This is a genomic window from Winogradskyella sp. 4-2091 (assembly GCF_045765065.1).
Classification (GTDB): Bacteria; Bacteroidota; Bacteroidia; order Flavobacteriales; family Flavobacteriaceae; genus Winogradskyella.
In genome coordinates this window covers 79,552-94,450 of sequence record NZ_JBJKOD010000005.1, presented here as the reverse complement: position 1 = coordinate 94,450, position 14,899 = coordinate 79,552, and the positions used below count along the sequence as shown (strand labels likewise).

16 protein-coding genes are annotated in these 14,899 nt (G+C 32.4%); 15 read left to right on the top strand and 1 reads right to left on the bottom strand.

What is annotated here, in order from left to right:
• Nucleotides 1-8 precede the first annotated feature (8 nt).
• From ACJBCC_RS08260 to ACJBCC_RS08235, 6 genes are all read left to right on the top strand, one after another.
• On the top strand, nucleotides 9-437 hold the full coding sequence (locus tag ACJBCC_RS08260; RefSeq protein ID WP_299101589.1) for a hypothetical protein: 429 nt from the start codon (nucleotides 9-11) through the stop codon (nucleotides 435-437).
• A gap of 638 nt (nucleotides 438-1,075) precedes the next feature.
• Entirely contained in the window at nucleotides 1,076-1,489 is a 414-nt protein-coding gene (locus tag ACJBCC_RS08255; RefSeq protein WP_299101590.1) for a hypothetical protein, read from the top strand.
• A 471-nt stretch (nucleotides 1,490-1,960) separates the two neighbouring features.
• A complete protein-coding gene (gene msrB / locus ACJBCC_RS08250) occupies nucleotides 1,961-2,422 on the top strand; it encodes a peptide-methionine (R)-S-oxide reductase MsrB (RefSeq protein ID WP_299101591.1) in 462 nt (153 codons plus the stop codon).
• Between the two features lie 20 nt (nucleotides 2,423-2,442).
• Nucleotides 2,443-4,005: a YdiU family protein gene (locus ACJBCC_RS08245; RefSeq protein WP_299101771.1), complete on the top strand. Its 1,563-nt coding sequence runs from the start codon at nucleotides 2,443-2,445 to the stop codon at nucleotides 4,003-4,005.
• Nucleotides 4,006-4,097: 92 nt separating this feature from the next.
• Nucleotides 4,098-4,592, top strand: coding sequence for a peptide-methionine (S)-S-oxide reductase MsrA (gene msrA, locus ACJBCC_RS08240; protein ID WP_299101592.1), 495 nt, complete (start codon nucleotides 4,098-4,100; stop codon nucleotides 4,590-4,592).
• A gap of 22 nt (nucleotides 4,593-4,614) precedes the next feature.
• The gene (locus tag ACJBCC_RS08235; protein ID WP_299101593.1) at nucleotides 4,615-5,571 is read left to right on the top strand and encodes an aldo/keto reductase; all 957 of its coding nucleotides are present in this window, start codon (nucleotides 4,615-4,617) and stop codon (nucleotides 5,569-5,571) included.
• On the opposite strand, the gene ACJBCC_RS08230 is transcribed toward ACJBCC_RS08235, so the two are convergent.
• Nucleotides 5,568-6,566, bottom strand: a complete 999-nt coding sequence (locus tag ACJBCC_RS08230) for a metal-dependent hydrolase (RefSeq protein ID WP_299101594.1) — start codon at nucleotides 6,564-6,566, stop codon at nucleotides 5,568-5,570. The two genes, ACJBCC_RS08235 and ACJBCC_RS08230, sit on opposite strands and share 4 nt — an antisense overlap.
• 133 nt (nucleotides 6,567-6,699) lie before the next feature.
• Between ACJBCC_RS08230 and ACJBCC_RS08225 the strand changes: the two genes are divergently transcribed.
• The 9 genes from ACJBCC_RS08225 to ACJBCC_RS08185 all read left to right on the top strand — a co-directional run bounded on the left by ACJBCC_RS08225 (nucleotide 6,700) and on the right by ACJBCC_RS08185 (nucleotide 14,870).
• Nucleotides 6,700-7,704 (top strand): DUF3365 domain-containing protein, encoded by a 1,005-nt coding sequence (locus ACJBCC_RS08225; RefSeq protein ID WP_407556906.1) that lies wholly within the window; start codon nucleotides 6,700-6,702, stop codon nucleotides 7,702-7,704.
• A gap of 12 nt (nucleotides 7,705-7,716) precedes the next feature.
• On the top strand, nucleotides 7,717-8,013 hold the full coding sequence (gene trxA, locus ACJBCC_RS08220; protein WP_299101596.1) for a thioredoxin: 297 nt from the start codon (nucleotides 7,717-7,719) through the stop codon (nucleotides 8,011-8,013).
• Nucleotides 8,014-8,363: 350 nt separating this feature from the next.
• Nucleotides 8,364-9,695 (top strand): cytochrome ubiquinol oxidase subunit I, encoded by a 1,332-nt coding sequence (locus ACJBCC_RS08215; RefSeq protein WP_299101597.1) that lies wholly within the window; start codon nucleotides 8,364-8,366, stop codon nucleotides 9,693-9,695.
• Nucleotides 9,696-9,697: 2 nt separating this feature from the next.
• A complete protein-coding gene (cydB, locus tag ACJBCC_RS08210; RefSeq protein WP_299101598.1) occupies nucleotides 9,698-10,771 on the top strand; it encodes a cytochrome d ubiquinol oxidase subunit II in 1,074 nt (357 codons plus the stop codon).
• A gap of 10 nt (nucleotides 10,772-10,781) precedes the next feature.
• Complete coding sequence (locus ACJBCC_RS08205; protein WP_299101599.1) at nucleotides 10,782-11,093, top strand: hypothetical protein; 312 nt, start codon at nucleotides 10,782-10,784, stop codon at nucleotides 11,091-11,093.
• 70 nt (nucleotides 11,094-11,163) lie between these two features.
• On the top strand, nucleotides 11,164-12,621 hold the full coding sequence (locus tag ACJBCC_RS08200) for an NAD(P)/FAD-dependent oxidoreductase (protein WP_407556905.1): 1,458 nt from the start codon (nucleotides 11,164-11,166) through the stop codon (nucleotides 12,619-12,621).
• A 149-nt stretch (nucleotides 12,622-12,770) separates the two neighbouring features.
• Nucleotides 12,771-12,908, top strand: coding sequence for a hypothetical protein (locus ACJBCC_RS08195; protein ID WP_299101603.1), 138 nt, complete (start codon nucleotides 12,771-12,773; stop codon nucleotides 12,906-12,908).
• A gap of 3 nt (nucleotides 12,909-12,911) precedes the next feature.
• Nucleotides 12,912-13,382 carry a hypothetical protein gene (locus ACJBCC_RS08190; protein ID WP_299101604.1) on the top strand — a complete coding sequence of 157 codons (471 nt, stop codon included), beginning with the start codon at nucleotides 12,912-12,914 and terminating at the stop codon, nucleotides 13,380-13,382.
• Between the two features lie 180 nt (nucleotides 13,383-13,562).
• Entirely contained in the window at nucleotides 13,563-14,870 is a 1,308-nt protein-coding gene (locus ACJBCC_RS08185) for a TolC family protein (protein WP_299101606.1), read from the top strand.
• Nucleotides 14,871-14,899 lie beyond the last annotated feature (29 nt).

The window sequence follows — 14,899 nt, the reverse complement described above, 5'->3', positions numbered from 1 at the left end:
ATTTAATTATGAGAAACGTTTTTCAATTCGATGGTATTGTATTTTGGGTTAACCAAGATATAATTCATTGTAAACTTGATTCTCAATTTTTTACAAAGTACAATAGCGAAACTACTGTTGCCTTGTTAAAGGATACCATTCCATCATTATCACACGGCAGTTATTTACCATTATTAATTAATGTAGAGAATCTTGAGCGTCCATGTGCTTTAAAATTATTTAATATCATATCAAATAGTTCTGATATTAAAAAGTTAGTGCTTTCAAGAATTTTCGTAGTCAACTCGTTCGGGTTAAAGATCATTTTAACATTAAACAATTTGATTGTAAAACAAGCTGTTCCAAATAAGATTTTTAGAAATTATAATTCGGCAATAACATTTTGTAAAAATGATTATTTGAGTTTTAACAGAGTTACCAATCATAATTTTTCCTAATTAAGTGGAATTTAGAATATAAAATAATAGAACTACATAAAAAGACTTGCATATAAACGCTTTAGCATTATTTATTTAGGTGACGTTCAGAATAAAATAGCAATCACTATAAACTATCTAAAGGTTAGTAATAATTCTTTTTTTTGGATAGTTGTTTATACTAGAATAGCCATTTCTGTCCATAGATATATGAGCTTATTCAATGCCAAGTATATTCTTTTAGTGAATTATAATGACAATTTAACGTTAAAGGTGTTTAAGCAAGTCTTCTTTTTTCTAGCTCCAGTTGTCGAGTTTATTGTATAAGTGAATACATCGTGTAGTCTCAACTACATAGTATTAGGTTTTTAAATCTTATATAATTTAGCTGAAATTAGATTATTTTTTATTGTGTTCTGGTTGAAACAATCACATTATCAAATGATTACATCTTAAAAATTAAGACTGTAAATAATAACGGTATGCCGTTTGTTACCCGTTTATTTTCGTAAAAGTCACGGTATTCCGTGCTTTAAATTATTCTTTATTGATATGTTAATGTTTTTTAAATAACTGAATATCAGGTTATTGAGTGGCTTTGGAGACCACAAAAACTGTTTTGGCACATCAATTGGTATTATATTTATAAATAACGACATATGAGAAACGTAATACAATATGAGGGAATTAAAATATGGGTGGAAGACGATATAATGCACTGTAAACTTCATCCAGATTTTTTTAAGAGTTATAATAGAATCAGAACAGAGAAGACACTAGTTAACGCTATTACTTTTCTAAACGATAAAAAGTATATGCCTTTTCATATTGATTTAAAGCAACTTAGAGGCACGCATGCGGTTGAGATATTCATGCTTATTTCTAAGAGCGTTTCTATTAATACATTAATAGTGTCGAGAGTTTTCTTAGTGCGTTCAACTAGTTTAAATGATTTACATGCGCTTAATAGTATTACTAGTAAAACAGGTCTGCCTAATGGAATTTATGCGGATAACAATTTAGCTCTAAGATATTGTCAAAATGATTATCAATTTTTGTATAACGTTGGTTAATAGTTATTTGTTGTTGGAGAATAATAATTTAAGTGCATAGTATTAACTATTAAAAATAATAAAAGGAAACATATTGTTAACTTGTATAATTACGCCTTAATAACATTAATTAAGGATACGTTCGGAATAAATAGCAATCACTTACACCATTGGATCCCTATTAACAATCCATCCAATGTAAGTGTTTTTAAAAGCAGAGTATGTTCTTATACCCTAACTAAGAAGTATAATTTCTACTTTCAAAAAACATGTTAAGTGAATTATCGGTAACTATTTCATTTAAGGCGTTTAAGCGAGTTCAATATATAATAAGGAAAGAGAGCTAATTTGCTCTCTTTTTTTGTTCCATAAATTCATACCATTTTTTTTCACTCTAATTTCAAAAACGATTAATTGCTTTTTGTTTAATACCTTTGTTAAAAGACGTAATTAATGAGATGAATTTGCGTCTAAACAATAAAAAATAGAGCTATGTTAACTTGGAAAGATATTATCAGTTTTTCAGTAAATGGAAACCCAAAGCCAGACCGAAGAGTTGAGAAAACAGAAGAAGAATGGAAAGCAATTTTAACATCAGAACAATTTAGAATTACCAGAAAAGCAGGTACAGAAGCACCACATTCTGGTGGTTTATGTACAAGTTATGAAGCTGGTAAATACAACTGTGTTTGTTGTAACACACCATTATTCGATTCTACAATTAAATTTAACTCTGGCACAGGTTGGCCAAGTTTCTCACAACCTATTAAAGAAAACGCCATAAAATATTTAAAAGATACAGCCTTTGGTATGGTTAGAGTAGAAGTGCAATGCAATACGTGCGATGCGCACCAAGGCCATGTATTTCCAGATGGACCAGAACCAAGTGGATTAAGGTATTGCATCAATTCAGAATCTATGGTGCTTCAAACGGAAGAACAAGTTTCAGAATAAGGATTACTTATATTATGGCAATTCAATTCAACATAAAAGATAGATTTAACCAAGAACTTCCTGCAGATAAAATTCTAGAGAATTCTAGAAGACAGGTAAAGGAAGCGTGTTTTTCTTACGTTACACCAAAAATTCCTAGTAAGCCGTCATTAATTCATGTTTCACCAGAAATGTTAGCAAATTTAGGTCTAACGGAAGCAGATAGTAAAACACAAGAATTTTTAAACGTAGTTACAGGTGCTGAGCTTATACCCAATACAAAACCGTATGCTATGTGTTATGCTGGTCATCAATTTGGTAATTGGGCTGGGCAGTTAGGCGATGGTCGTGCGATAAATTTAACGGAAATAGAGCACAATGATAAACATTGGGCTTTGCAGTTAAAAGGTGCTGGCGAAACACCATACTCGCGCTCAGCAGATGGTTTGGCAGTTTTAAGGTCTTCCATAAGAGAATACTTGTGTAGTGAAGCCATGTTTCATTTAGGCGTGCCAACTACAAGAGCTTTATCGTTAAGTTTATCTGGCGATGAGGTGCTACGAGATGTTATGTATAATGGCAATGCAGCTTACGAAAAAGGAGCCATTGTAAGTAGAGTAGCAGAATCGTTTTTAAGATTTGGAAGCTATGAGATTTTTGCGTCAAAAGGCGATGCTAAAACACTAAAAACTTTGGTAGATTATACCATAAAGTATCATTATGCGGAATTAGGAGAACCGTCTAAAGAAACCTATATCGCTTTTCTAAAAGCAGTTACAAAACGAAGTTTAGATATGGTTGTGCATTGGCAACGTGTTGGTTTTGTGCATGGTGTAATGAATACAGATAACATGTCTATTCTCGGATTAACCATAGATTACGGACCATATGGTTGGTTAGAAGGTTACGACCAAGGTTGGACGCCAAATACCACTGATAATACACACAAAAGATATCGCTTTGGCACACAACCACATATTGTACTTTGGAATTTAATTCAACTCGCTAACGCACTGTATCCATTAGTAGAAGAGGCAGAACCTTTAGAAGAGATTCTTAATAATTACCAAATTGAAGTTCAATTAGAGCTTCAAAATATGATGTGTTCTAAATTAGGTTTAAAAGTGGAAGACCGAAATGATATTCAACTTATTGAAGTCTTAGAAGACGTATTGCAGCGTTCGGAAACAGATATGACTATCTTCTTCAGGAATTTAGCAAATTTAGAAAAAGAAAATACAGAAAATTGGTACGCTACAATTGAAGATGCCTTTTATAATCCAGAAGAAATTTCAAAGGAAATTAAACAACAATGGTCAGCTTGGTTTAAAAGCTATGAAGAGCGTTTAACGCTTGAAACATTGTCAGATGCTGAAAGAAAATCTGAAATGAATAACATAAATCCTAAATATGTGCTTCGTAATTATATGGCGCAACTAGCTATAGATGATGCAAATAAAGGTAATTATGATTTAATAGATGAATTATTCAATCTATTAAAAAAACCATATGATGAGCAACCAAATTTAGAAAAATGGTTTGCAAAACGACCAGAATGGGCAAGAGATAAAGTGGGTTGTTCTATGTTATCTTGTAGCTCTTAAAAACATAAAATTTTTTACTTAAACACTGTAATTTATTTTAAAAATAGAGACTAAGTTTAATGTCATTTAAATTAAAAAATAGAAATAAAAAAATGTCAGAATATAAAAAAGCATATATAGCAGGAGGTTGTTTTTGGGGAATGGAAGATTTGTTTAGAACACGTCCCGGAATTATAGATACAGAAGTAGGTTACCAAGGTGGCGAAAATGAGAATCCGAGTTATAAATATCATCCTGGTCATGCGGAAGGTTTAGAGTTAACTTACGATCCAAATATAACCTCATTTAAAGAAATTTTAGACTACTTTTTTAGAATGCACAATCCTACAACGGTAGACCAACAAGGCAATGATAAAGGCTCTAGTTACCGTTCTGCTATTTTTTATCAGAATGAAGAAGAGAAGCAAATTGCAGAAGAAATGATTGCTATTGTTGATGCTTCTGGTAAATGGGATAGTAAAGTGGTTACTACGTTAGAGCCTTTTGCACCATTTTGGCAAGCCGAAGAAAATCATCAAGATTATTTAGTAAAAAATCCAAATGGCTACACGTGTCATTACCTCAGATTTGAAGAACCTTATATCTAAAAGAACTTAATTTTAAGACGTATTGAAACTAAAAGATTTAGGCTTAGGCACAGCCGCAATTGGCAGACCAGTTTACATTAATATAAAAGAAAATGCTGATGAGAAACCGTTTAATTTGCCAGCATTTAAAACTGATGGATTAAAGGTTTTAGACGAGGCTTATAACAAAGGCATTCGGTTTTTTGATACGTCGCCTGGTTACGGTTTAGCGGAAGATTTATTGGTAGATTGGTTAAAGCAAAAAAACGACCCAACCATCAAAGTCTCTACAAAATGGGGTTATACCTATGTGGCAAATTTTAAATCAGATGCAACGGTACATGAAGTTAAAGAGCATTCGCTTAAAAAATTAAATGAGCAGTGGGAACAGTCTAAATTACTGTTGCCAAATTTAGGATTGTATCAAATACATTCTGCAACTTTAGATACTGGTGTGTTAGATAATTTAGACGTACTAAAACGCTTGCACCACATAAAGAAAACATATAATATTACCATTGGTTTATCTACAACAGGTAATAACCAAACAGCGGTTTTAGAAAATGCGTTATCTATTGAAGTTGAGAATGAAAGCTTGTTTCAATCGTATCAGAGTACTTTCAATATTTTAGACCAAAGTTTAGCACCATATAAAAACGAATTACAAAAATTGTCTGGTCCATTTATTATTAAGGAAGCTCTGGCAAATGGACGATTAATTCCTAACTCAAATTATTTTGACTATAAAAATCTTTATACGTTTATAAGTCAATTGGCTGATAAATACAATGTAGGTGCAGATGCTATTGCTTTAAATTATTGCGAATCTGTTTTTCCTGAAGCTATAGTTTTAAGCGGTGCTAATAATAGTAAACATTTAGAGGCTAATCTAAAAGCAGCTGAGTTTTCTCTAACCAATTCTGAAGTAGAACAATTAAGTGCTTTCGGAATTTCTAGCGAAAAATATTGGCAAGAACGAAAACAACTAAAATGGCATTAATTACCTTTAATACGTTTCCATAAACTGAATAATAAAGCCTTTCCGTCTGTTGTTTTTTTCTCTTGTTCTATAAAATTAACGTTGCCAGAAGCATCCACATCTATTAAATATTTAAACACAAAATCTTGAGAATTGGGTTTTAAATTCATCAAACCAAAACGCAAATCATTGTAATACAATTTGTCGTCTACTTGGTTAATAGTGTACCAACCTTTAGAAATAGCAATCATTTGTTTTACCTTCTCGTTTTCTATAAGATTACCTAATAAATGATGATTTTTAGGATAGGTTTCAAATGAAATTTCTTGGGTGTCAAAAAAGGAATAATCCGCAATAAGATAGTGGTCTTTAGTGTCTACGTTAGCATTCCAAAGTATTGTATTTAAGGCAGAAGGTCTAGTATCTAACTGTTGGTATGGAATATTTTGAAGTGTTAAGGCGTATTCAAATTTAGTAAATGCTAAACTTTTAAGTAGAAATGTAAGTGCTAAATAAGTAGTGCTTAAGGTAAGACCTATCGTATTATAGACCTGTCTTTTTTTAGAGGCACGTTTTTGAAATAGTACTAAAATAACACAAATTAAAAACGGTAAGGTGTACATTGGGTCTACAACAAAAATGGTTTTAAAAGCTAATCTTAAATCTAATGGCCAAAATAATTGCGTTCCCCAAGTGGTATGTGCATCTAAAATAGGATGGGTAATAAATGCCCAGAAAAACAGCCAAGACCAACCTTTAAAATCTTTGTATTTCTCATATTTAGAAACCAACCAACCAAAAACAGGCGCAAAGAGCACTGAAAATAGTACAGAATGTGTAAACCCACGATGCATAGCTAGTGCAGAAACCGTATCTGTAAAATAAGAAGCAAACACATCTAAATCTGGAATTGTACCAGCAATAGCACCATACAAAAGTGCTTTGTTTCCTACTTTTTTTCCTAAAACAGCTTCGCCAACGGCTGCACCTAAAACAATTTGAGTGAGTGAATCCATAATTGGTGGTAAAAATACGCTTTCTCTAATAGAAATGAGATATGAGAAACTTGGTAATCTCAATGTTCTTATTGTAACAAAAGTTACGTTAAAGACAAGTTGAACTCAGTATCTTTATTCAAACTTATTCGGTATGAAAAATAGTCTATTATTACTTGTTTTGGTTGTGTTTTTAGTGAGTTGTAACTCAAATAAAAAAGACCCTTATAGTGCAGCGAATAAAGAGGTCGCAGCCAAAGAACATCCTGGTAAAAAACTAATGGAAACTAATTGTAATATATGTCATAGTCCTGCAGCTACGCAACAGAATAGAATTGGACCACCAATGATTGCTATAAAAAGACATTATATAGATAGTGGAACCACAAAAGAAGAGTTCGTTTCTGCCATACAAGCTTGGATTAAGAATCCTAATGCCAAAGACGCAAAAATGTTTGGTGCTGTAAAACGATTTGGAGTTATGCCAAAACAGGCTTATCCAGAGAAAACAATAGAACAAATTTCAGAGTATTTGTACGATTTTGAAATTGAACAACCAGATTGGTTTGAGGCGCATTACAATGAAGAAATGGGAAACCGAAAAGGGACAGGTAATGGTAAAGCCATGCAGAACAAAGAGAATAAACAACAGGTAGAAGTGAATTTTGAAGATTTGCCGTATGGCGAACGTGGTTTAAAATATGCCTTAACGACTAAAGCTGTTTTAGGCAAAAACTTAATGGGTACCATTCAACAAAAAGGTGTTTTAGAAGCTTTAAAGTTTTGTAATGTGCAAGCGTATCCTTTAACAGATAGTATGGCTGTTGTGCATGATGCGAAAATAAAACGTGTTTCAGAGCAACCAAGAAATCCAAATAATAAAGCCAATAGAGAAGAGCTAAAATATATTGAAGACTTTAAACAAACCATCGCTAACAATGAAGAACCCAAGCCACTTGTTAAAGAGTTTGATAATAATGTTAAGGTTTATTACCCAATTACGACCAATACAATGTGTCTACAATGTCACGGAAAACCAAATGAAACAATAGATAAATTAACCTTAACTAAAATTAAAACGTTATACCCAATGGATAAAGCTATTGGCTATGGCGAAAATGAAGTAAGAGGTATATGGAGTATTTCTTTTGATAAATAAATAATGTCAGGTATGAGTAAATTTTCAGAAATAATAAATAAAGACCAACCCGTTTTAGTCGATTTTTTTGCGGATTGGTGCGGACCATGTAAAATGTTGAGTCCTATTTTAAAACAGGTAAAAGACGAGTTAGGTAATGATGTGGCTATCATTAAAATTGATGTAGATAAAAATCAATCTTTAGCAACAAAATACCAAGTAAGAGGTGTGCCAACAATGTTACTTTTTAAAAACGGTAAGCAAGTTTGGCGACAGTCTGGCGTTTTGCAAAAAGATGAAATAATAAAGATAATATCAAGTACTAATTAAGTTTTTTTAATACATGATAAATGTCATATTTCAAGATGATGTAAGTTCTTAATTTTACATCAAGAAATAATAACAATAACATGATTAAATCTTCAATAGCTCTATATAGCTGGACAAATGGCGTTATAATGATTGCAATTTTCGCTGTAGTATGTATTACCTTGGTTGGAATATTAATTAATTTTATGTCTAAGGGAAAGCCTAAAGACGAAGAAACAAAAGAACTTTAATAACAACAAATTTATATAAAATAAGAAAGGTTGTCTATTAATTTAGATGACCTTTCTTTGTATCAAAAGTTACGTAATTTTCTTTTTTTCTGTCGTATTTTTATAGCTCAAAATCAGGCTATGGAGGATATGCTTTTTTACGATAGATTGCAGTTTGCTTTTACTATCACTTTTCACTACATTTTTCCGCAATTAACCATGGGACTTTCATTAATGATTGTCTATTTTAAATGGAAATATCTCAGGAATAAAATCGAAAAATATAACAATGCAGCGAAGTTTTTCATGAAAATTTTTGCTGTTAACTTTACAATGGGAGTTGTAACTGGTATTCCTATGGAATTTCAGTTTGGTACCAATTGGGCAAAGTTTTCTGAGTTGACAGGTGGCATTATTGGTCAGACTTTAGCCATGGAAGGTATGTTCTCTTTCTTTTTAGAATCCTCATTTTTGGCGCTCTTTATTTTTGGAGAAAAATTAATGGGTCAGAAATTACATTTCTTAACTGGCCTTTTTGTGTTTATAGGTTCGTGGGCAAGTGGTTGGTTTATTTTGGCTACCAATGCTTGGATGCAGCATCCTGTAGGACATGAGGTTTTAGAAAATGGAAAATTTGTTTTAGATAATTTTTCAGAACTATTTACAAACCCTTGGTTAATTCCTGCTTTTTTACATAATCAAATGGCTTCTGTAGTTACGTCTGCTTTTGTGGTAGCCAGTATAGGTGCATTTTATATTTTAAGAAATAAACAAACCGAGTATGGTAAGTTGTTCTTAAAAACAGGTGTCATTTTCGGATTGATTTCTAGTCTGTTGGTGGCTTTTCCAACAGGCGACTGGAATGCTAAAAACGTCGCAAAATATCAGCCTGGGACTTTTGCAGCGATGGAAGGTATTTTTGAAACCGAACATGCAGGCGCAGAAATTGTTCTTATTGGGCAGCCAAACATGTTAGATAAGAAATTAGATAATAAAATTGCAGTGCCAAACATATTAAGCTTTTTAACTTATCAAGATTGGGATAGGCAAATTGCTGGTATGGACCAATTTAAAGCCGAAGAATTACCAGATAACATTCCTGCATTATATTATTCATACCATATTATGGTTGGCTTGGGTACTATTTTTATTGGTGTAATGTTTGTAGCGTTGTTCTTTTTATGGCGAAAAAAATTGTTTACCATGAAGCCATTACTTTGGATGATTATGTTTCTAGTTCCATTTCCTTACATCGCTAATATTACAGGTTGGTACACGGCAGAATTGGGTAGACAACCGTATTTGGTCTATGGTTTATTAAAAACTAGCGATGGTATTTCGCCAACAGTCTCATCAGGAAATACACTTTTTACTTTACTTGGTTTTGTAGCTTTATATATGCTTCTTGGACTCTTGTTTTTGGTCTTAGTTGGTAAAACTATAAATGAAGGTCCAAATCATCAAAAACATTAATTATGGAAATATTTTGGTACATCGCAATTGCAATTGTTTTAGCAATATTTTTTGTTTTAGATGGATATGATTTTGGCGCAGGAATTGTTCATTTATTCTTTGCTAAAGAAGAAAAGGATAAGGAGGTCATTACTAAATCTGCTGGTTTATTTTGGGATTCTAATGAAGTGTGGTTAGTCGCAGCAGGAGGCATGCTTTTTATGGCCTTTCCAACCTTTTATGCATCTGTGTTTAGTGGCTTCTATTTACCATTAATAATTGTATTATGGTTGATTGTTTTTAGAGCAATAGGTTTAGAATTTAGAGGGCAATTTAAATACCAAATGTGGAAAGATATTTGGGATAAATCATTCGGTGTTTCTAGTTTATTATTGGCTTTATTCTTTGGAATTGCGCTAGGAAACATCGTAAGAGGTGTAAATTTAGGTATTGTAGATAATGGAGTTGCTGCGCATGAAGGGCATTATTTTTTCTTACCATTATGGGATAGTAGTTTTAGTCCTTTAACAGAGCATCCAGGTGTAATTGATTGGTTTACGGTGTTAATCGGCATCATTTCTGTCGTAACCTTAACAATTCATGGTGCTAATTGGGTTATACTAAAAACCAATTCTTCAATTAATAATAAACTCAAAGGCGTAATTTTTAAATTGAATATTACGCTCGCAGTCCTTACAGCTCTTTCATTGATATTGTGGCAAAATGTGAATCCTAACTCGTTAGATAATTTTGCAGACAAACCTTATTTACTAGTTTTTCCTATTGTTTATTTAGCAGGTTTGGTTGGTTTGTTTTTTATTAAAAAAATAAAGAAAGATAGTCATGCTTTTCTGTTTTCAACCTTATTGATTTTAGGCGGAATTACATCGTCTTTAGCATCGCTTTTTCCTGTGATATTACCTTCAGTTAATGATGTGCACGAGCATCTTACTATTTATAATACGTCTGCATCACAATATGGCTTATCTGTTGCTTTAACTTGGGGAATTCTTGGATTTATTCTCATTGTTGTTTATATGATTGTTCAAAAACGATTAACAAGCGGGAAGATTGATAACATGGATTATGGTCATTAATTTTATTTAAATGACAGGCACTCTAATTTCATTAATAAGTATCATAATTGGCATTATTTCGGCTAATACCTTTGGTTCTATCTTTAAGAAATATTCATTAGGCTTTAAAGGCAACACTTTAATTGGTGTTTTTGGAAGTATCTTACTAATTAAAACGTTTGGACGCTTAGGTTTTGACCCATGGTCTATTATGAACAATGGCGATTTTGATACGTTCCGTTTAATAATCAATATCTTGTTTTCTGCCTTAGGCGGAATTCTAGGACTTGTAGTTTCAAAATTTATTGTTTCTAAAATGAATAGAAATTCATCAAATAATTAATCTTTCTTGTGTAACTAAAGTTACTATCGAGCTCATTAAAGCAGAGTACCTTTAATGAAAACTAATAGTCATGTCTAAAATTGTCATTTTAGGAGCAGGTATTTCTGGTCATGTTGCTGCAACACATTTACGTAGAAAATTATCTAAACAACACGACGTTGTCGTTGTATCACCTAACAGTAATTATCAATGGATTCCATCCAATATTTGGGTTGGTATTGGTAGAATGAAGTCTGAAAAAATCTTGTTTCCACTTGCACCTTTATATAAAAAGAAAGGTATAAGCTATAAACAAGCTAAGGCCATTTCGTTTCACCCAGAAGGCAATAAAACAGAGCTAAAACCATATGTTTTGTCAGAATATGTTGCAGGAAATAACAAAGGACAACAAGAAAAAATAACATACGATTACTTAATAAATGCGACAGGGCCAAAATTAAATTTTGAAGCTACAGAGGGCTTAATACCAGGAAAGAATAAAACCTATTCAGTTTGTACTTATACACATGCAGACCACGCTTGGGAAGGGTTGAATGAAGTCATTCAACAAATGAAAAAAGGAATAAAAGCAAAAATTTTAATAGGTACAGGTCACGCTAAGTCCACATGTCAAGGAGCGGCGTTTGAGTACATATTAAATGTGGAGCAAGAACTTAGAAAGCATAATGTTCGAGATATGGCAGAAATCACTTGGATTTCTAATGAGTATGAGCTAGGTGATTTTGGAATGGATGGCATGTTAATGAGTTATGGAGACATGATAATGAAATCTAGTGAGCTTGTTGAAATGATTTTTGAAGACAGAGACATTAAATGGATTTTAGGTTCAGGCGTAAATAAAATCGAAGATGGATTAGCACATTATGAAACTTTAGATGGCGATTATAAAACAGAATCTTATGATTTTGCGATGTTAATTCCTGCATTTTCTGGCCATGGGTTTAAGGCATATGGTAAAAACAACGAGGACATTACAGAAAAACTTTTTAATGGGTTTATGATCGTTGATGCAGATTATACGGCAAAACCTTATGAAGAATGGAGAGTACAAGATTGGCCAGAAACCTATCAAAATCCAAGTTATAAAAATGTTTTTGCGCCAGGAATTGCGTTTGCGCCACCACATACGATCTCTAAACCTAGACTAAGTAAAAATGGAACAGCTATTTTTCCGGCACCACCTAGAACAGGAATGCCATCAGGAATTACAGCAAAATTAGTAGCTGATAATATTATCGATAGTATTAAAAACGGCAAAGAAAATTTACATCATAAAGGGTCAATGGGGAATATGGGAGCCGCTTGTATAGCTTCAGCAGGATTTGGTTTTTGGAAAGGAAGTGGCGTAAGCATTACCACATATCCTATAGTTCCAGATTTTGAAAAATATCCTGATTCTCATGGAAGACATTTGGGTAAAACTTTCGGATCTATTGGTCTTGCTGGTCATTGGCTAAAATTAATGTTGCATTACGCCTTTATTTACAAGGCAAAAATGAAACCATTTTGGTGGTTGATTCCAGAGTAGTTTTTATCCTAAGAGTTTAGATATAGGAATAATTTTAACAATGATTAATCACATAGGAGTAGTGTCCCCTTATAGGGACTTTAGAGGTGTTTTTCTAGTATTTAAAACGAATAAACAACAATTAATTAGTAATTACATATTATATTATCATGAAAAGAATATCACCAAGAATGCGTTTTAGAATGATGAATCCGTTTCTCCAGTTTTTCAAATTTATAATTTTAAGTATAAAAATTATGGTTATTGTAGCTGGTGGACATGGTGGAACAAGAGAAAATTCAAAATAATATATGAGAAAGATAATTATAGCAATTTTAGGGTTAAGTTTTATAGGGATTCATTCTTGTAAAAATGAAACTTCGAAGGAAATACCAGTAAAGGTTGAAACGATATTTGTAGAACCAACACCAATTGATGATGGCCGTATATCGCTAGATCTAAATCCAATGCAGAAAAACCATCAACTCTCTAATATGAGGAGTCATTTAGAAGCTGTGCAAGAAATTACACTTTTGTTGTCTAGAGAAGATTACGATAAAGCTTCAGAAATAGCATACACAAAGTTAGGATCTACTACCGAAATGAAATTGATGTGTGCCTCATTTGGAGATAAAGGTTTCGAAAATATGGGTTTAGAATTTCATAAAAGTGCAGATAAAATGAGTGAAATTTTTAAAGAAAGAAATAGAGAAAAAGCATTAGTTGCTTTATCAAATACAATAAATTACTGTGTGCAGTGTCATGCAACATATAAGCAGTAATATAAAAATTAACTGATGTGGTTATCAGTTTTTGGTTGGTTATTGAAGAGCGTTTATTTTTTTAATGAACGCTCTTCTTTGTTATACCCAGTAGTAATGGAAGAAATGGCATTAGGTAACCTTTGTTACTAACTATTATTTTTCTTCAATCTATTTTTGTCAGAACAAATAATAACACTGATGAAAATATCACATTTATTAATGATTTCTTTTTTGCTTTTAGGTATTTTAATTAATGCACAAGAATCAGTTACAATTACTAAATCAGAAGTCTTAACGAAAGTTTCAGAAAATAACACAAGCATTAAGATTTCTGAAGAAGATTTTAATCAAGCTAAAGCAGATTTTAGACAAACAAACGCAGTGTTTTTACCAAACATAACGGCTAGTCATACAGCACTGGCAACAACTAATCCGTTAATGGCTTTTGGTTCTAAATTGAATCAGGAAATTTTAACAGCAAGCGATTTTAATCCGGCTTTGTTAAACGACCCATCGCAAATTGAAAATTATGCGACTAAATTCGAAATTCAACAGCCATTAATCAACATGGATGGTATGTTTCAGCGTAAAGCAGCCAAATCTAAAATGGAGGCGATGGCTTTAAAAACTGAACGCATACAAGATTATTTAGCGTTTGAAGTAGAAAAAGCATATATGCAATTACAATTAGCTTACAAAGCGGTTGATGTTTTGGAAACAGCATTAGAAGCTGCAAATGCAAATAAAAGATTAGCAGATAATAGTCTAAAACAAGGGTATTTGCAACGTGCAGATGTGTTGAATGTTGAAGTTAGAGTTACAGAAGTACTAAACCAGTTACAGTCAGCAAAAAGTAATCTGCAAAACGCTTCCAATTACTTATCATTTTTAATGAATGATGACACCTATGTAGTTTATACGCCAACTGATGAATTAGTTGTTTCTGCAACTACAGTTGAAGATCAATCAATTTCTAAAAACCGTTCGGATATAAAGGCAATGCAATTAGCTTCTAATGCATATGAAGCAATGAGCAAAGCAGATAAAATGGCATTCTTACCAAGATTAAATGCTTTTGGAAGCTACGAGCTATACGACGACCAAATTTTTCAAGGTGATGCTAATGGCTATTTATTTGGTGCACAATTGAGTTGGGATATTTTTCAAGGATCTAAACGATTTGGAAAATCACAAAAAAGTAAATCGGAATTCGAAAAATCGAAATTAGAATACAAACAATATGTATCACAAAGTAATCTAGAATTGAATAAAGCAAAACGTGCTTTTATTGATGCTGAAAACAAATTGAAATTAAACAGTTTAGCTTTAGAGCAGTCCGAAGAATCTCTTAGAATTAGAACCAACAGATTTAAAGAAGGCTTAGAAAAAACATCGGATTTACTGATTGCTGAGACTCAGTTTGCTCAGAAGCAATTAGAATATTACCAAACCATTTTCGAATATAATTACGCGCAAGCGTACTTACAATTTTTAACAAAAGAATAATTTTTCCTGCAAGGTTTCCGAAACCTTGT

Coding starts and splice junctions, on each gene's coding strand:
- ACJBCC_RS08225 (WP_407556906.1), top strand. CDS start 6,700: ATGAAAAATAGTCTATTATTACTTGTTTTGGTTGTGTTTTTAGTGAGT.
- msrA (WP_299101592.1), top strand. CDS start 4,098: ATGTCAGAATATAAAAAAGCATATATAGCAGGAGGTTGTTTTTGGGGA.
- trxA (WP_299101596.1), top strand. CDS start 7,717: ATGAGTAAATTTTCAGAAATAATAAATAAAGACCAACCCGTTTTAGTC.
- ACJBCC_RS08185 (WP_299101606.1), top strand. CDS start 13,563: ATGAAAATATCACATTTATTAATGATTTCTTTTTTGCTTTTAGGTATT.
- ACJBCC_RS08195 (WP_299101603.1), top strand. CDS start 12,771: ATGAAAAGAATATCACCAAGAATGCGTTTTAGAATGATGAATCCGTTT.
- cydB (WP_299101598.1), top strand. CDS start 9,698: ATGGAAATATTTTGGTACATCGCAATTGCAATTGTTTTAGCAATATTT.
- msrB (WP_299101591.1), top strand. CDS start 1,961: ATGTTAACTTGGAAAGATATTATCAGTTTTTCAGTAAATGGAAACCCA.
- ACJBCC_RS08205 (WP_299101599.1), top strand. CDS start 10,782: ATGACAGGCACTCTAATTTCATTAATAAGTATCATAATTGGCATTATT.
- ACJBCC_RS08190 (WP_299101604.1), top strand. CDS start 12,912: ATGAGAAAGATAATTATAGCAATTTTAGGGTTAAGTTTTATAGGGATT.
- ACJBCC_RS08255 (WP_299101590.1), top strand. CDS start 1,076: ATGAGAAACGTAATACAATATGAGGGAATTAAAATATGGGTGGAAGAC.
- ACJBCC_RS08230 (WP_299101594.1), bottom strand. CDS start 6,566: ATGGATTCACTCACTCAAATTGTTTTAGGTGCAGCCGTTGGCGAAGCT.
- ACJBCC_RS08200 (WP_407556905.1), top strand. CDS start 11,164: ATGTCTAAAATTGTCATTTTAGGAGCAGGTATTTCTGGTCATGTTGCT.
- ACJBCC_RS08260 (WP_299101589.1), top strand. CDS start 9: ATGAGAAACGTTTTTCAATTCGATGGTATTGTATTTTGGGTTAACCAA.
- ACJBCC_RS08215 (WP_299101597.1), top strand. CDS start 8,364: ATGGAGGATATGCTTTTTTACGATAGATTGCAGTTTGCTTTTACTATC.